17 protein-coding genes and 1 pseudogene are annotated in these 14,336 nt (G+C 62.6%); 7 read left to right on the forward strand and 11 right to left on the reverse strand.

Annotation, left to right across the window (positions count from 1 at the left end):
* Positions 1-8: 8 nt before the first annotated feature.
* From ACFQH2_RS12970 to ACFQH2_RS13000, 7 genes are all read right to left on the reverse strand, one after another.
* A complete protein-coding gene (locus ACFQH2_RS12970; protein WP_377054238.1) occupies positions 9-587 on the reverse strand; it encodes a 2Fe-2S iron-sulfur cluster-binding protein in 579 nt (192 codons plus the stop codon).
* Positions 588-779: 192 nt separating this feature from the next.
* A complete protein-coding gene (gene gnd / locus ACFQH2_RS12975) occupies positions 780-1,673 on the reverse strand; it encodes a phosphogluconate dehydrogenase (NAD(+)-dependent, decarboxylating) (protein WP_377054240.1) in 894 nt (297 codons plus the stop codon).
* A gap of 106 nt (positions 1,674-1,779) precedes the next feature.
* Positions 1,780-2,220 carry a hypothetical protein gene (locus ACFQH2_RS12980; RefSeq protein ID WP_377054242.1) on the reverse strand — a complete coding sequence of 147 codons (441 nt, stop codon included), beginning with the start codon at positions 2,218-2,220 and terminating at the stop codon, positions 1,780-1,782.
* A 54-nt stretch (positions 2,221-2,274) separates the two neighbouring features.
* On the reverse strand, positions 2,275-2,529 hold the full coding sequence (locus tag ACFQH2_RS12985; protein ID WP_377076812.1) for a CopD family protein: 255 nt from the start codon (positions 2,527-2,529) through the stop codon (positions 2,275-2,277).
* A 65-nt stretch (positions 2,530-2,594) separates the two neighbouring features.
* Positions 2,595-2,732, reverse strand: a complete 138-nt coding sequence (locus tag ACFQH2_RS12990) for a hypothetical protein (RefSeq protein ID WP_377076813.1) — start codon at positions 2,730-2,732, stop codon at positions 2,595-2,597.
* A 26-nt stretch (positions 2,733-2,758) separates the two neighbouring features.
* Positions 2,759-3,820: a hypothetical protein gene (locus tag ACFQH2_RS12995; RefSeq protein ID WP_377076814.1), complete on the reverse strand. Its 1,062-nt coding sequence runs from the start codon at positions 3,818-3,820 to the stop codon at positions 2,759-2,761.
* A 136-nt stretch (positions 3,821-3,956) separates the two neighbouring features.
* The gene (locus ACFQH2_RS13000; RefSeq protein WP_377076815.1) at positions 3,957-4,463 is read right to left on the reverse strand and encodes a metal-dependent hydrolase; all 507 of its coding nucleotides are present in this window, start codon (positions 4,461-4,463) and stop codon (positions 3,957-3,959) included.
* Positions 4,464-4,591: 128 nt separating this feature from the next.
* Between ACFQH2_RS13000 and ACFQH2_RS13005 the strand changes: the two genes are divergently transcribed.
* The 6 genes from ACFQH2_RS13005 to ACFQH2_RS13030 all read left to right on the forward strand — a co-directional run bounded on the left by ACFQH2_RS13005 (position 4,592) and on the right by ACFQH2_RS13030 (position 9,833).
* A complete protein-coding gene (locus ACFQH2_RS13005) occupies positions 4,592-4,831 on the forward strand; it encodes a glutaredoxin family protein (protein WP_377054248.1) in 240 nt (79 codons plus the stop codon).
* An 84-nt stretch (positions 4,832-4,915) separates the two neighbouring features.
* On the forward strand, positions 4,916-6,733 hold the full coding sequence (locus tag ACFQH2_RS13010) for a MutS-related protein (protein ID WP_377054250.1): 1,818 nt from the start codon (positions 4,916-4,918) through the stop codon (positions 6,731-6,733).
* A 51-nt stretch (positions 6,734-6,784) separates the two neighbouring features.
* The gene (locus ACFQH2_RS13015; RefSeq protein ID WP_377076816.1) at positions 6,785-7,525 is read left to right on the forward strand and encodes a helix-turn-helix transcriptional regulator; all 741 of its coding nucleotides are present in this window, start codon (positions 6,785-6,787) and stop codon (positions 7,523-7,525) included.
* A 149-nt stretch (positions 7,526-7,674) separates the two neighbouring features.
* Positions 7,675-7,992, forward strand: coding sequence for a DUF7344 domain-containing protein (locus tag ACFQH2_RS13020; protein WP_377054254.1), 318 nt, complete (start codon positions 7,675-7,677; stop codon positions 7,990-7,992).
* Between the two features lie 128 nt (positions 7,993-8,120).
* Positions 8,121-9,362, forward strand: a complete 1,242-nt coding sequence (locus tag ACFQH2_RS13025) for an RNA-guided endonuclease InsQ/TnpB family protein (protein ID WP_377054256.1) — start codon at positions 8,121-8,123, stop codon at positions 9,360-9,362.
* Between the two features lie 162 nt (positions 9,363-9,524).
* The gene (locus tag ACFQH2_RS13030) at positions 9,525-9,833 is read left to right on the forward strand and encodes a DUF5518 domain-containing protein (RefSeq protein WP_377076998.1); all 309 of its coding nucleotides are present in this window, start codon (positions 9,525-9,527) and stop codon (positions 9,831-9,833) included.
* Positions 9,834-9,840: 7 nt separating this feature from the next.
* Here the strand turns inward: ACFQH2_RS13030 and ACFQH2_RS13035 are convergent, their stop codons facing one another.
* The 4 genes and pseudogenes from ACFQH2_RS13035 to ACFQH2_RS13050 all read right to left on the reverse strand — a co-directional run bounded on the left by ACFQH2_RS13035 (position 9,841) and on the right by ACFQH2_RS13050 (position 13,408).
* Positions 9,841-10,887, reverse strand: coding sequence for an amino acid ABC transporter permease (locus ACFQH2_RS13035; protein WP_377054260.1), 1,047 nt, complete (start codon positions 10,885-10,887; stop codon positions 9,841-9,843).
* A gap of 15 nt (positions 10,888-10,902) precedes the next feature.
* On the reverse strand, positions 10,903-11,682 hold the full coding sequence (locus ACFQH2_RS13040; RefSeq protein ID WP_377057084.1) for an amino acid ABC transporter ATP-binding protein: 780 nt from the start codon (positions 11,680-11,682) through the stop codon (positions 10,903-10,905).
* A gap of 11 nt (positions 11,683-11,693) precedes the next feature.
* Positions 11,694-12,436, reverse strand: a pseudogene (locus tag ACFQH2_RS13045) (amino acid ABC transporter permease).
* A 96-nt stretch (positions 12,437-12,532) separates the two neighbouring features.
* Positions 12,533-13,408 carry a basic amino acid ABC transporter substrate-binding protein gene (locus ACFQH2_RS13050; protein WP_377054262.1) on the reverse strand — a complete coding sequence of 292 codons (876 nt, stop codon included), beginning with the start codon at positions 13,406-13,408 and terminating at the stop codon, positions 12,533-12,535.
* A gap of 153 nt (positions 13,409-13,561) precedes the next feature.
* On the opposite strand from ACFQH2_RS13050, the gene ACFQH2_RS13055 reads away from it, so the two are divergent.
* Positions 13,562-14,332 (forward strand): MOSC domain-containing protein, encoded by a 771-nt coding sequence (locus ACFQH2_RS13055; protein WP_377054264.1) that lies wholly within the window; start codon positions 13,562-13,564, stop codon positions 14,330-14,332.
* The last annotated feature ends 4 nt before the right edge of the window (positions 14,333-14,336 follow it).

Genomic DNA, 14,336 nt, shown 5'->3' on the forward strand with positions numbered 1-14,336 from the left:
GGCCGCCGTCAGGGTTGTTCGCCAGTCTCGATCGAGAACTCCCCGCGCGGATAGCCGACACAAGTGAGTGTATAGCCCTCTTCGAGTTCGGCGTCACCGAGCATCGACTGGTCGTCGTGTTCGACGAGCTCTTTCGTGTTGCCGTCGATCTTTCCGGCACACGAGACACAGGAGCCTTCGCGGCAGGCGTAGGGCAGATCCCAGCCCTCGTCCTCGCCGGCTTCGAGGATCGTCTCGTTGTTGGCTATCTCGACCGTCTCGCCTTCCTTGACGAACTCGATCTCGTAATACTCGATCTCGTCTTCGGGGATGTCACCCGGTCCGCTCTCCTCTTCGACCGCTTCGCCACCCTCAGCGAGTTCGCCGCCCGCCTCGCCGCCGCCGATCGCTCCGGCGGGTGCGCCGCCGCCGATCGACCGGTTCATCGGCTCGGGGAAGTCTGTCTCGGGAACCGACTCCGCGCGTCGTTCGAGCACCTCTTGGGAAATGTCCTCGTTCGACGTCCATCCCGTCCCACGGGAAAAGTGCATGAGTACGGCGATCAGGGTTAGACTACCCCCGATCGCAAGCCCCAGCTCGTTAAACATATGTGAGGGGGTTCGGATTGTGGGTTTAATTGTATTGTGATTACTGGCGGGGCAACGGGCCCGTCGGGGGTCCGGTTCGAGGTCTCCGCGACGAGAGCCCGCCGCAGGAGTTACTCCTCGAACACAGTGGGTGAAAAAGCGACCGCTCGCTACGCTCGGGGCGTGAAACGAACGTCGCAGACGATTCGTGCGTTACTCCTCGCGAGCGACCTCGTGACGCCCGAAGCCGTACCGAAGCCGGTTAGCAAGGCGGCGGGAGAACCGATCGGAGCGACTACCGAACCGTTCAGCCAGTGCCTGATAGATCAGCGGCGTCGGGACTTCCTGTTCGAGCGCTTCCTGTACCGTCCACGTGCCCGTCGATCCACCGGCGACGTGGTCGGCGACATCGTCGAGGTCGTTGCCCTCCTCGCGGAACGCCTCCTCGCAGAGCTCCAGCAACCACGAGCGGATCACCGCACCGTTGTTCCAGGTGTTCGCGACGGCTTCGAGGTCGAGGTCGTAGCGTCCGTTCGCGAGCAGTTCGAAGCCTTCGCCGTAGGCCTGCATGAGCGCGTATTCGACGCCGTTGTGGACCATTTTGACGTAGTGACCGCTCCCTGCTGGACCCATCCGATCGTGTCCGTCCGGTCCCGTCGCGACGGCGTCGAACACCGGCGTTAGCTCCTCGTAGGCCCACTCGGGGCCGCCGATCATCAGGGAGAAGCCGAGTTCGGCTCCTGCGGGGCCACCGCTGGTCCCGCAGTCGAGATACGCGGCGTCGGTCGCGTCTGCACGGCGGACCGAGTCCTGAAAGTAGGAGTTGCCACCGTCGACAACGACAGCGTCGCTGTCGAGATACGGTTCCAGATCGTCGAGTGCGGCGTCGACTGGCTCCCCCGCAGGAACCATCAGCCAGATGCGTTTTTTAGAGCCGAGCTGTTCCGCCAGATCGACGACCGACGCCGCGGCTTCGGCGCCGTCCTCGACCGCCGTCGCAACGGCCGTCTCGTCCAGGTCGAACGCCACGACGTCGTGGCCGGCGTCGAGCACGCGGTCGACGACTATCTGTCCCATACGCCCGAGTCCGACAACGCCTATTTGCATAGTAGTCGGTGGACGCCCGGGGGCCTATGCGTTGCGATTCGGACGGGATCAACTGGTCAGAGGGATAGCACTGCGAGAACGGAAAAGAGTGAGCGGAAGCGCGTGCTTATAGGTCAGTGAACCATTCGCGCTTGTCGATCAGGTACACCACGGAGCCGAGCAGCACGATCAGCGGAAGCGCCCAGCGGACGACGCCATCGGCGTAACTGATTGGCATATTGTCGCCGGTCACTACCCATCCGATCAGGCCCGCAAGGATGGCTATCTGTACGACGAGTACGCCGAGCATCGCGGTCCACGACCACGACTTGATGTTCCAGACGCCCTGAATGACGTACATCTGGATGGCGACCAGCACCAGCATTCCGAGGATCATCCACGAGATACCCTCGACGCCGGCGACGGTGAAATCGAGCCATGGAGAACTGTCGAGATCGGCTAGTCCGATCATTGCCAGTGCCATTCCGAGCAGGACGAGATACCCGTCGACGACACAGATTGCGCGGATCCCGGATGGGATCGAGGTGACCCGTTCGTGTGAGGACATACCTCACCCTATGATTGTTTGTTGTAAATATTTTTCTAACTTCCTCGCGCTTGCTCAGACCAGCGCGCCCGAGGAGACGATGCCGGCGATAACCAGCAGAAGGAGCCCGATTACCGATGCGGCACGGAACCAGCCAAGCGTCTCGTCAGCGGGTGCGCGGACCTTCTTTGCCTGTAGACCGTCGACGAGTCGACTGCCACTCACTTCGATCAGTCCGATCAGGACGAGCCACAGGCCGAGCATGGCAAGGACGAGCCAGCCGTTCGCCGTCCCGGTCAGATCGGCCGTCGCGTAGAAACTACTGGTCATATATCCGCCAGTGAGGAGGAGTACAACCGCACTGAGCCGGGAAACAGTCCGAAGTGTTCCGGTGGCTAACTCGACGGGTTCGGGCTCTGATGGCCCTCCCTCGCCAGTGGTAACACGCCAACAGTCATGAATACGACACTACCGACCCAGACGGCGGCGAACACCTGATGAAGGGTGATCGATACCGCGTCGACCAACGTCATGAAACAGATGTATTGAGCGGGGGCTATCAGGCTTGCTTTCCGCGCTCGCTACTCCGGGGCGCAGTCGTCACAGACCAGATTGACCCGCCGGTCGTCGCTCGCCTCCGTCGTCGTCCGCAGATCGACGACCGAATAACGCTCGCCACAGATCTCACAGTCGGTCGCCGCGCCGTCGACCAGCGACTCGATCCCGATCTCCGTGAGGCCGTTCGGTTCAGTAAACAGGTTGTCGATCCGCTCGTCGACGCTCTGGACGGCCCCGCCGTCGCTGGCCATGTCGTCCGCTGCCCGGCCGGGAGGTCGGTGCTCCCGCTCCCGAGATCCAGCGGCGAGTCAGTCGATCCGGTGCTTTCAGTGGTGGTCGGTCCCGTCTCGTCCGTGCGTGCCTCGGAGGACTGCTCGGAGTCGCCGCCGACGAGTTCGACTGCCGACAGCACGTCGGTTTCCGCCCGTTCGAGGCGCTGTTCGACCTTCCCGAGAGCCTCGCTGAAGAACTCCGAGGCGAGTTCCCCCGGGAGTGTGTCCGCCCCGTAGATATCCTCGACGACCTCGGTGCGGAGTCGTTCGGGGTTCGTCCCGTATCTCGTCCCGACTGCCGCGAGCGCGCTGTTCTCGCGCTCGATACGGGTCGATCCCTCCGCGGTGAGGTAGTGGCCGACGATCAGCGGAAGCCGCTCTGCGGTGTCCGCTTCGGTCGCCCAGTCGGTCGGGAACACCTCGTCGATTGCGGCCCTGATCGTCCCCGAGGAATCGGGCTTCGGACTCTGTTGTTCGCTCGAAGACCTCGACTCCAGGGTCTCCGTCTGCTCTGCAGAGGCCTCCTGCGTAGACGGCGCTGGATCGTCGACGGGGTCATCGGCAACTGGCGAAGGGGCGGTCCCGCTGCTGGCCCGCTCGCTCGTAGCGTCCGACGCGTCGGTGTCGAGTTGTGCTTCCGCCAGATCGCAGATGACGCTCAGGCTCTCCTGGACTGATGTGGGTTCGTAGCCCCGATACTCGCGGAACAGTCGCTCTACACGGTCGTGTAGCTCTCGGGGCAGTGTTGCCTCGACGTACGGATCTCCGCCCCCAGACTGGTTCCGCTCCATGATCTATTGCACGATTCGCCACGTACAAATAAATTTCCGTACGCAGGGATTTGGGCTCTTACCCGCTCTCCGGCCGTAACGGCTGTCCGTGCCGGATCGTGGTACACGTCAATACGGCCGCCGTGACGCCCGCCGCTCACTCCCACCGGGCGGCGATCCGGCCGATGGGTCGGCGGAAGAGGGAATAGACCAGCGAGACGCCCAGTCCGACGAGCACGAGTCGTCGTATCGTCCCCTCGAACAGGACGAGGCTCGGCAAGGCGAAGGCGGCACCGAGAAAGAAATCCTCGGGCGCACCGTCGTAGCGGACCCACCGTTTCGCACGAAGCCATCGCCCGCTCGCGTGGAAGTAGACGGCGTGCTCCCGCTCGGACTCCCACGGGACTGCGGAGGGCGTCCCGCCGATGATGTCGCTGACGGAGTGGACTGCCGCGGCGAGGAGGAACGTCGCCACGCCGACGGTGACAGGCCCGGGCGCAACAGTAGCGAATCCGACTGCCGGGAGCGCCCCTATCGTGTAGTAGCCAGGAAAGTGGAGTGTTCGGCGGTGTTCCGCAGCGACGTCCAGATCGGGGAAGATCCCGCCCGCAATCCCGCCGGCAGCGGCGGGGACCGCGAGTTCCGGAGCGAACGCCGCGACCACGGTCGTCAGCGCTGCCCGACGAAGCCGTGGGTGGTCGCCATCATCGACCGGGGGTTAGTCGATGCGCGATATATGTGTTGTGTCCTCGCCGGAGTAACTTCTTTGAGCGTCCCTCCGCAAGGACGGACATGAGCATCACGCTGTACCAGCTCGAAGGCTGTCCGTTCTGCGAGAAAGTGGCCGACCGCCTCGACGACGTCGGCGTTGACTACGACTCGGTCTGGGTCGACGCGATGCACTCGGACCGGAACGAGGTCAAGCGGGTCTCCGGCCAGCGTGGCGTGCCGGTGCTTATCGATGAAGACCGCGGAATCACGATGTCCGAATCCGACAACATTCTGGATCTGATCGAGCGAACCTACGCCTGAGCGCGGTCGGTCGCCCCCGGCGAGTGCTCTGGCGAGGCGGGAGCGGAGCACAGCACTCATACCCACCCCGTGAGACGTAGATGTATGCAACTCGAGGAGTACTGGGGCGTCGGACCGAAGACTCGCGAAGTGCTGACGGGTTCTATCGGCGTCGAGACGGCCGTTAGAGCCATCGAAAGCGGGGACGTCCGCACGCTGACGGAGGCGGGACTCTCCCGCGGCCGGGCGACGCGAATCCTCCGCCGCGCGAACGGCGGCGATGGGATGGACGTGCTCGCCACGGGCGATTCGCGGGACGTGTACAAAGAACTGCTCGACCTGATCCAGGCCCACGCGGTGACTCGCGGCGCGGCCGACCGGATTCGAGTCCTGACGCCATTGCTCGATACCGACGGGATGGCGGCACGACTCGACACCGTGCTCGCGACGCGGGACGTCTGGACGGCGCTCGACGAGAGCGACCGCGAGGCCGTGCTCGACGCCTTCGCGGCCTACGACGACGCCGCGGCCGGCGAACGCGCCGCGGTCGAGGCCACGCTGGCGCTACTGGATGCAGGCGTCGTCGCTGCGAGCGAACAGACGACCGCAGACGAGGGTGAGGACGTCTTCGCGCCACTCGGGGAACTCGACCGCGACGGACTCGCCGACGCCAGCGCCGCCCTCGCAGGGCTAAGCAATGGGAGCGTAGTCGAGGGCATCGACGACGAACTCGACGGCCTCCGTGACTCGCTTGCCACCGTCGAGCGCCTGGACGCGAACGCGCTCGACGTCATCGAGCGCCTGCGCGAGGACGGCGTGCAGGGCACCGAGGACTTCCGGACGACCTTTATCGAACACGTCCGGACGGAGGCCGACGTGACGATTGATCGTGTACGGGCGGCGATGCCGGACGACGCCATCGACGCGACCGATTTCGTCGGGACGACCCTGCGCGAACTCTCGAACGACCTGCGAAGCGCCGTCTCCGAGCGCCGCGAACTGGTCGCGAGCGACCTGCGCGGGGACGTCGCGGCGGCCCGCGAGGACGTCGACGCCGCCGTCCAGACCATCGACGACATCGCGTTCTATCTCTCGCTGGCCCGTTTCGCGCTCGCCCACGAGATGTGTCGGCCGGAGTACGTCACCGACGGCCGGGATACGGTGGCTGTCGTCGACGCCACCAACCTCTCGCTGGCGGCCGAGGACGCCGATTCGGTCCAGCCGATCACCTACGCTATCGGCGAGCATACGCTTCCCGAGTACGACGACGTTCCGCCGCGTGCTGACGACCGGACGCCGCCGGCAGACCACCGCGTTGCCGTCGTCACCGGGGCGAACTCCGGCGGGAAGACGACGCTGCTGGAGACGCTGTGTCAGGTTGTCCTGCTGGCGGGGATGGGCCTCCCAGTGCCGGCCAGTCGAGCACAGGTCTCGGTCTTCGACTCGCTCGTCTTCCACCGCCGCCACGCGAGTTTCAACGCTGGCGTGCTCGAATCCACCCTGCGAAACATCGTCCCACCGGTCTCGACGAACGAGCGAACGCTGATGCTCGTCGACGAGTTCGAGGCGATCACGGAACCGGGCAGTGCCGCCGACCTGCTACACGGACTCGTCCGGTTGACCGTCGAGCGGGGCGCACTCGGGGCGTTCGTCACGCACCTCGCCGACGACCTCGCACCGCTCCCCGACGCCGCCCGGACCGACGGCATCTTCGCGGAGGGTCTCTCGCCCGATCTCGAACTACAGGTGGACTACCAGCCCCGGTTCGGGACGGTGGGCCGGTCGACGCCGGAGTTCATCGTCTCCCGTCTGGTCGCCAACGCCGAGGACCGGAGCGAACGCGCCGGCTTCGAGACGCTCGCCGAGGCAGTCGGTCACGACGTCGTCCAGCGGACGCTGGCCGACGCCAAGTGGACCGGATAGCGTTGGGCCACCCAAATCAATTATACCGATAGAAATGTCATGGTTCTGTAGATGGCTGACGACCCCGACCCGATCGACCGGATCGCCTTTCTCGCTCGCTCGAAGCCACGGACACACGTGTTGCGCCAACTCCTGAACTCCGGTCCTGCGACCCAGCGCAGTCTCAGGGATCGCATCGACGCCTCCCGGTCGACGATTGCACGAGCGCTTACTGCATTCGAGGAACGCGACTGGGTACGGCGCGATTCCGGGACGTATCAGATCACGCCCGTCGGCGAACTCGTCATCAGGGATTTCATCGATCTGAAAGAGACCGTCCGGCTCACCGACGAGCTATCGGAGTTTCTGCAGTGGTTTCCGATGTCGGAGTACGGCGTCGAACCGGGACAGCTACGTTCCGCGGACATCGTCCCACACACTCCCGGTGATCCGTACGCCCCGGGAAGAGCTCAGACCGAACTGTTGAACAGGACAGAACAGTTCCGGGGACTGTTCTCGTCGCTCGATCTGGAGGGGACGAAACTCGTCCACGAACAGGTCGTAAACGGGACGCTGGAGGCCGAGATAACCGTCTCCAGTGACGTCGACCGAACGATCGAAACCGAAGCGTTCGCGCCGCTGTTCGCCGAACAACTGGAGACCGGGCGACTGACAGTACGCGTCGCCGACAACGACCCCCGTTTTATCTCGGAATCGGCGACGAAGAGACTGTCCAGATCGGCGTCGAGGACGACGAGGGCTTCCCCGTGCGTTGCTAGAATCGACCGACGACTCCCTGCTGGAGTGGGCTGACGAGATCTACCGCGAGTATCGCGAGGCGGCAACGATCAAACGCCCCGAAGATATCTGAGGCGTGGGTCGTGCAACGTCTGCAACGATCTCATGGGGTGCAATAATGTTTCCCTGACGGTTACAGTTGCTACGCAGGGGGCAAACGTAGCATGTCGAGGCTGAAGCGGGGGTCTATCGACGAACTGTACCGGATCGCGGCAGATCCGACCAGACGGGCACTTGTCACGGCGTTACTGCGCACGGAGGGCACAACGACAGTCGACGGACTGGTCGAGGCGATTCGCGACGAGATACAACCGGCTTCCGAACGAGCGACATCGGATCACCTTGCAATCGAACTGTATCACAGGCACCTGCCGATGCTCCAGGCCGAGAACTGTATCGAGTTCGACGCGGACCTCGGCGTTGTCAGACCGCTGGAACGGCTTCAGCAGTTCGAGCAACTCTCGCTCGGCGATACGAATTAAACATACCCGACCAGGGTCTTTTATACTGGTCATCGAGGCGAATACCCCGACCCACCGTGGTCGGGGATGAAGCCGACACTCGCTGATACAAACCATTAAGTGAACATATCTCTAATCAATAGACACCGTTGGAATACAGTCACCGTTATCACGCTTATCCGACACAAGAGATAGCGGACGGACTGGAACACCATCTGAATGTTCATCGCCAGCTATACAACCACGTTCGCTGGGACTACCAACAAGCTCTGGGGGATGACAAGCCGAGTGAATACGACCAGAACAACAAACTCCCCGAGTGGAAACAACGATGGCCAGTGTTCAGTGAACTGCACTCGAAAGCCTCCCAAGCCACTGTCGCCCGTTTCCACCGCAACCTCTCAAACCTTCGCAAAAAGAAAGAGAAGGGATACAACGTTGGTCGGCTCAAACGGCAATCACCCACCGAGTACCGAAGCGTGACGTACAGTCAGTCTGGTTTCGACCTCGATGAAAAGAGGGGCCACGACAAGTACGCCTACGTGCGCTTCAGCAAAATTGGGTGGGTAAAAATCCGGTATTCTCGACCGATTCCCGACCACGCCACCATCAAAGAAGTCACGTTCAAGAAAGAGACGACCGGCGAATGGTTCGTCTCCTTCGGGTTGGAAACCGACAACGCCAACCTACCCGAGAAACCCGACGTGGACTCGCTGGACGCGAGCAACAGCGTCGGGATTGACCTCGGAATCCTGAACTACATCCACACCAGCGACGGCAAGACCGTGGATTGGCTCGACCTCGAAGACGACTACGAACGTCTTCGCTGTGAGCAACGCAAGTTGTCTCGGAAAGAGAAGGGGTCGAACAACTACGAGAAACAACGTCGAGAGGTGGCGAAGGTGAAGCGCCACATCAAGCGGAAGGTGTTGGACTACCAGCACAAAATCACAACATGGCTCGTCAAGGAGTACGACGCCGTGTTCGTGGAAGACTTGAACGTCCAGAGTATGCTTCAGGGTGACGGGAACGCCCGTAACAAGCAGGACACGGCGTGGCGACAATTCATCACCCTGCTCGAATACAAAGCCGACCTGCACGGAACGCACGTCGTTCAGGTCGAAGCGCGAGGCACAACGAAAGAGTGTGCGTCGTGCGGTGTGGAGACGGCGAAACCCGTCTGGGTCAGGGAACATTCCTGTCCGAGTTGTGGATTCGAGACGGATAGAGACGCAAACGCGGCGATGAACGTTCTCAAGTGTGGCTTTTCTGAATTAGGGTTGGGATGGCCCGAATCAACGCCTGTGGAGACTGTGACCGCTACGGACACCGCTGACTTTCAGCGCGTGTCTGCAAGTCACGTCCTCGAAACAGGAAGCCTGCCCTTGTAAGAGCAGGATTCCCCGCGCCACCGTGCGCGAGGTAACATTCAACAGGCAAACAGCAGTATCCATAGCTATGAGCTCCGATTCGTTCGACACCACGTCGACGCCATCGTCTGAGACCGACTCGAGGTCGACAGAAGACTTTCGAACCCGATCGCCAACGCGATTATCGGCGCCGTCGTCGGCATCGTCTTTTCGTTCGTTCCGTTTGCGCCACTGCTCGGTGGCGGGCTTGCGGCGTATCTCCAGGGCGGCGAAACGAGTGACGGCCTACGGCTTGGACTGCTTGCCGGGCTGATCATGCTGTTGCCCTACGCCTTTGCAGGCATGTTTTTGCTGGTGATTCTGACGGGAGCGGCCGTCGAATCCGCGTTCGGACTGCTCGTCGTCGGTGTGTTGGTCCTTGGCTCAGTGTACACTGTCGGGCTTAGCGTCCTCGGCGGCTATCTGGGCATCTACGTCCACCACGAACTGTGAAAACGAGTCAGCTATCGCCCTGCTGACGCCCCTCGACGGCACCGATCCCGGGAATCGAGACGTAGGACTCGACGCGGCTCATGATGTTCGTCGCCGTCAGTACGAGGCCGAGATAGACGACCGCAAGCAGGCCGAAGATGGCCGTGAACTCGAACGTGCTGTTGGCGATGTCACTGGCAACGTTGTACAGTTCCGGGACCGTGATGAACCCGGCGAGCGAGGAGTATTTGAGCAGATAGACGAGTTCGTTGGTCCATGCCGGAATCGCGTACCGGAGCGTCTGCGGCAGGACGACGTACCGGATCCCGTCTATCTGGGAGAGGCCGAGCGCCCGCGCCGCGGTTAGCTGGCCCTCGTCGACGCTTTCGAGCGCGCCGCGGATGTATTCGGCCTGGTAGGCCGAGCCGTTGATCGTGAAGCCGATGATGGCGATCCAGAACGCCTGCTCTGGGATCGTACCGTAGCCGATCAGCGTGGTATCCTGTAGCCAGACCGCGAGCGGGAGGCCGTAGTAGAGGACGAACAACTGGGCGATCAGGGGCGTCCCGCGGATCAACTCGGTGTATGCCAGCGCGGGCCACTTGAGCGGCCCGCCGTAGACACGGATGACCGCCAGCGGGACCGCGATGGAGAAGCCGAGAACGATGCTTATGACCGTCAGGAGGATCGTGTACCACGCCGCACCGGCCAGCGCGGGCGCGATGCCGACCGCGACGCCAGCGGTGTCGAGGAGCGCTCCCAGCCAGCTAAGCACCGCGACGCCGGCGGTTTCGAGAAGCGAGTTGAGCCACTCGAACGGAAGCCCGACGATGCTGAACCGCTCGGCCGCCTCGATGGCAGAGGCCGCCGCCGCGTCGAACGGTTCTCGCGGGATGAAGTTCTCGCCCGCACCGGGACCGATGCCGAGGCGTGCGAGCACCCAGTCGTTGAGCCAGCGCGTCGTGAGCCAGCCCCAGAACACGATACCAGCGAAGATGCTGATGGCGTGGCTGGTATCGACCGAACTGGTGCGGAACCGGCCGGTCGGCGATGCCGTGGTTTCGGCCTCGCTCATCGTCGCCCTCTCGAGTCACTCATGACTGATACTCTGGAAGAACTCTGCGGTTCGCTCCTTCTCGGGGTTCTCGAACAACTTCTCCGGCGGGCCGCGCTCGACGACCTCGCCTTCGTCGAGGAACGTGATCCCGGTCGCGCCCCCGCGGGCAAAGCGCATCTCGTGAGTGACCACGAGCATCGTCATTCCGTCGGCCACTAGCTGGCTCATTACCTCGAGGACGCCGTTGCTCAACTCGGGGTCGAGCGCGCTCGTCGGTTCGTCGAAGAGCATCAGTTCGGGGTCCATTGCAAGCGCCCGGGCGATGCCGACGCGCTGTTTCTGGCCACCGGATAGCTGTGCCGGATACGAATCGACCTGATCGCCGAGTCCGACCCGGTCGAGTTCCTCCTCTGCGCGCTCACGCGCAGGCTCTTTGTCCATTCCTTTGACCCTGCGAAGGCCGAGCATGACGTTCTCTATAGCGGTGAGGTGGGCAAAGAGGTTGATGTCCTGGAACACCATTCCGATCTGTTGGCGAATCTCGTTCGGGTCGGTGTCGGGCGCACAGACGTCGACGTCGCCGAGGTAGATGTGCCCACTGTCGACCTCGGTAAGCCGGTTCACACACCGTAGCAGGGTGGACTTGCCGCTCCCACTGGGGCCGACCAGCACTTCGACGTCACCGCGCTCTATCTCCAGATCCACGCCGCGAAGCACCTCCTCGTCGCCGTAGGACTTCCGGAGGTCTTCGATCCGTAGCAGTGGCGATGGTTCGGCGTCAGTGCCCCGGTCGGTACGACTGGATCGGTCGATGCGAGAGTCTGTCACGACGATTCACCTGGAATTGCGAAGCGATTGTCGACGAAATCGAGCGTACGATTCGTACTGAACGTCAGGACGAAGTAAATGAGGCTGGCAAAGAGCATGATCTCTATCGCGGTCGTCTGCTGGATGAACAGGTCGTCGCTCCGTTTCAGCAGTTCGCCGAGTCCGATTGCGAAGGCTATCGACGTGTCCTTCAGCACGATGGTAAACTCGTTCTGGAACCCGGGGACGCTCCGCCGAAGCGCCTGTGGAACGATCACGTAGCGGATCGCTTCGAGCCTGCTCATCCCGATCGAACGGGCGGCCTCCATCTGTCCGTCGTCGATACTGCTGAGCGCCCCCGGAAGATCTGTGACTGGTAGGCTGCGCTCCGGAGGCCGAGTGCGAGCGTCGCGGCGAAAAACGCCCCTCCGATCTCCTCGGGTGCGGTAAACGGCGTCGGTCCGAGCAGGAGGTCTATTCCGCCGATCAGCGTATTGAGCGGTCCGAGCAAGTACTCGATCGGTACGACGAAGAACATGTAGAGCATGATCACGAGGATCGGCGTCCCACGGAACAGGATGCCCAGGTTCCGTACGGCAGCTTTCGAGTAGCCGCTACCGTACACCTCGATTGCGCCGGCGGGAAAGCCGAGCAGAAAGCCAAGTAGAATACTCGTAATCGTCAGCACGATGGTGATGACGACACCCCCGAGCAGGTAATCCGCGTTCCGAAGGACGAACTGCCAGTCCTCGCCGAGCATCGACCAGATCGACTCCGCGAGATGCGGCAACGACTCTCCTGCGGCCACCCACGACACCGTCGAAAGAAACGCTGCTATGTCCATCTATGCTGGGGCCTACTGGTCGAACCAGGTCGACGTGATCTCCTCGTACTCGCCGCTTTCCTCGACCGCAGTAATCCCCTCGCTTAGAGCGGACTGCAGGTCCTCGGCATCCTGCCGGACACCGAAGCCGTACTGCTCACCGGTCTCGTAAATGAACGCGACTTCGACGTCGCGGCTCGATTGGAACGTCTGGGCGACCGGTTCGTCGATCACGACAGCGTCGATAACCCCGCGTTCGAGGTCCTCGACGGCCAGGACGTAGTTGTCGAACGAGGTGTAATTCCCCTCGGGGATGATCCCGGCATCGATGACATCGTCTCGGACGACTTGCTCGCCGGTCGTCCCGCTCTGTGCGCCGACGGTCCGGTCGGCGAGGTCCTCAAGTGACTCCGGCTGGAAATCGCCGCCGGACGCGACCAGCACGGACTGATTCGCACTGTAGTACGGCTCGCTAAAGGCGATCTGTTCCTGTCGTTCCTCGTTGATCGTCATTGCCGCGGCGATGACGTCGATGTTCCCGTTATCGAGCGCGGGGATCAGCGACGCGAACTCTAGCTGTTCCCAGCCGCTAAGTTCGTACTCGGTTTCGTCGATGACCGCTTCGAGCAGGTCGATATCGAAGCCGACCAGTTCGCCGTCCTCGACCATCTCGAACGGTGCGAACCCGGGTGCCGTTCCTGCGACAATCTGGTTCGCACCGCTCTCGTCGTCACCGTTCTCGGCGCCGCCGTTCTCCTCGTCACCGTTCTCGGCGCCGCCGTTCTCCTCGTCTCCGTTTTCGCCGTTGCCTTCCAGACAGCCTGCCAGCCCAACCGTGCCGACCACGCCGGCGGCTCCGGCGATCTTCATGTACGTACGTCTATCTAACGACTGCTGTTCCGAATCCATGTGTACAGTAAGCAACGTGGTACCTATTAGGAGTTAAGATATTTATCTATCCGTGTAGTTATTAATTATGTTGTATTTATTTTCAGAGTAGCTAACACGTCCACGATTGCAGCGAAGGCAACATACTTTCCCATCGGAGCGTGAGACCGACCCATGCCGCAGATCGTCGATCTCTTCGTCTACCCGGTCAAGTCTCTCGACGCGACACGCGTCGAGTCGGCAGGCCTCCGCGCGAGCGGCGCGCTCGATGGCGACCGGCAGTACGCCATCGTCGACGCCGAGCGCGACTACGTCAACGGTAAGCGCGAACCGGCAGTCCATCGCCTCGACTCGGCGTTCGATCCGGATACGCGCGCGCTGACGATCAGTGTGCCCGACCGAGACGCCGAGACGTTCAGTCTCGACGCCGAACGCGGATCGCTGAACGCGTGGCTCTCGGAGTATTTCGACTACCCGGTGAGCGTGATCCGTGACCCGACCGGGATGCCCGACGACACCGACGCCGCCGGGCCGACGGTCATCAGTCGGGAGACGATCAATGCCGTCGCGGGCTGGTTCGACGGGATCGGCCCCACGGAAATGCGTCGCCGTCTCCGCCCGAACGTCGTGATCGAGGCGGGCGAGTCGTTCTGGGAGGATCGGCTGTACGCCGACCGGGACTCGGTCGTTCCGTTCCGCATGGGAGAGGCCACGCTCGCGGGCGTCAACCCCTGCCAGCGCTGTGTCGTCCCGACGCGCGACCCCGATACCGGCGCGGAGACCGAGGGCTTTCGTGAACGGTTCGTCGAGCGGCGAAAGGCGACGCTCCCCGGGTGGGTCGACCGTGACTGGTACGACCACTACTTCCGTCTGATGGTGAACACGCGGGTCGACAGCGAGGAGAGCCTTCGCGTCGGCGACGAGGTGTCCGTTCTGGACGATTGATCGC

It is taken from the genome of Natronoarchaeum sp. GCM10025703 (assembly GCF_042661985.1).
Classification (GTDB): Archaea; Halobacteriota; Halobacteria; order Halobacteriales; family Natronoarchaeaceae; genus Natranaeroarchaeum.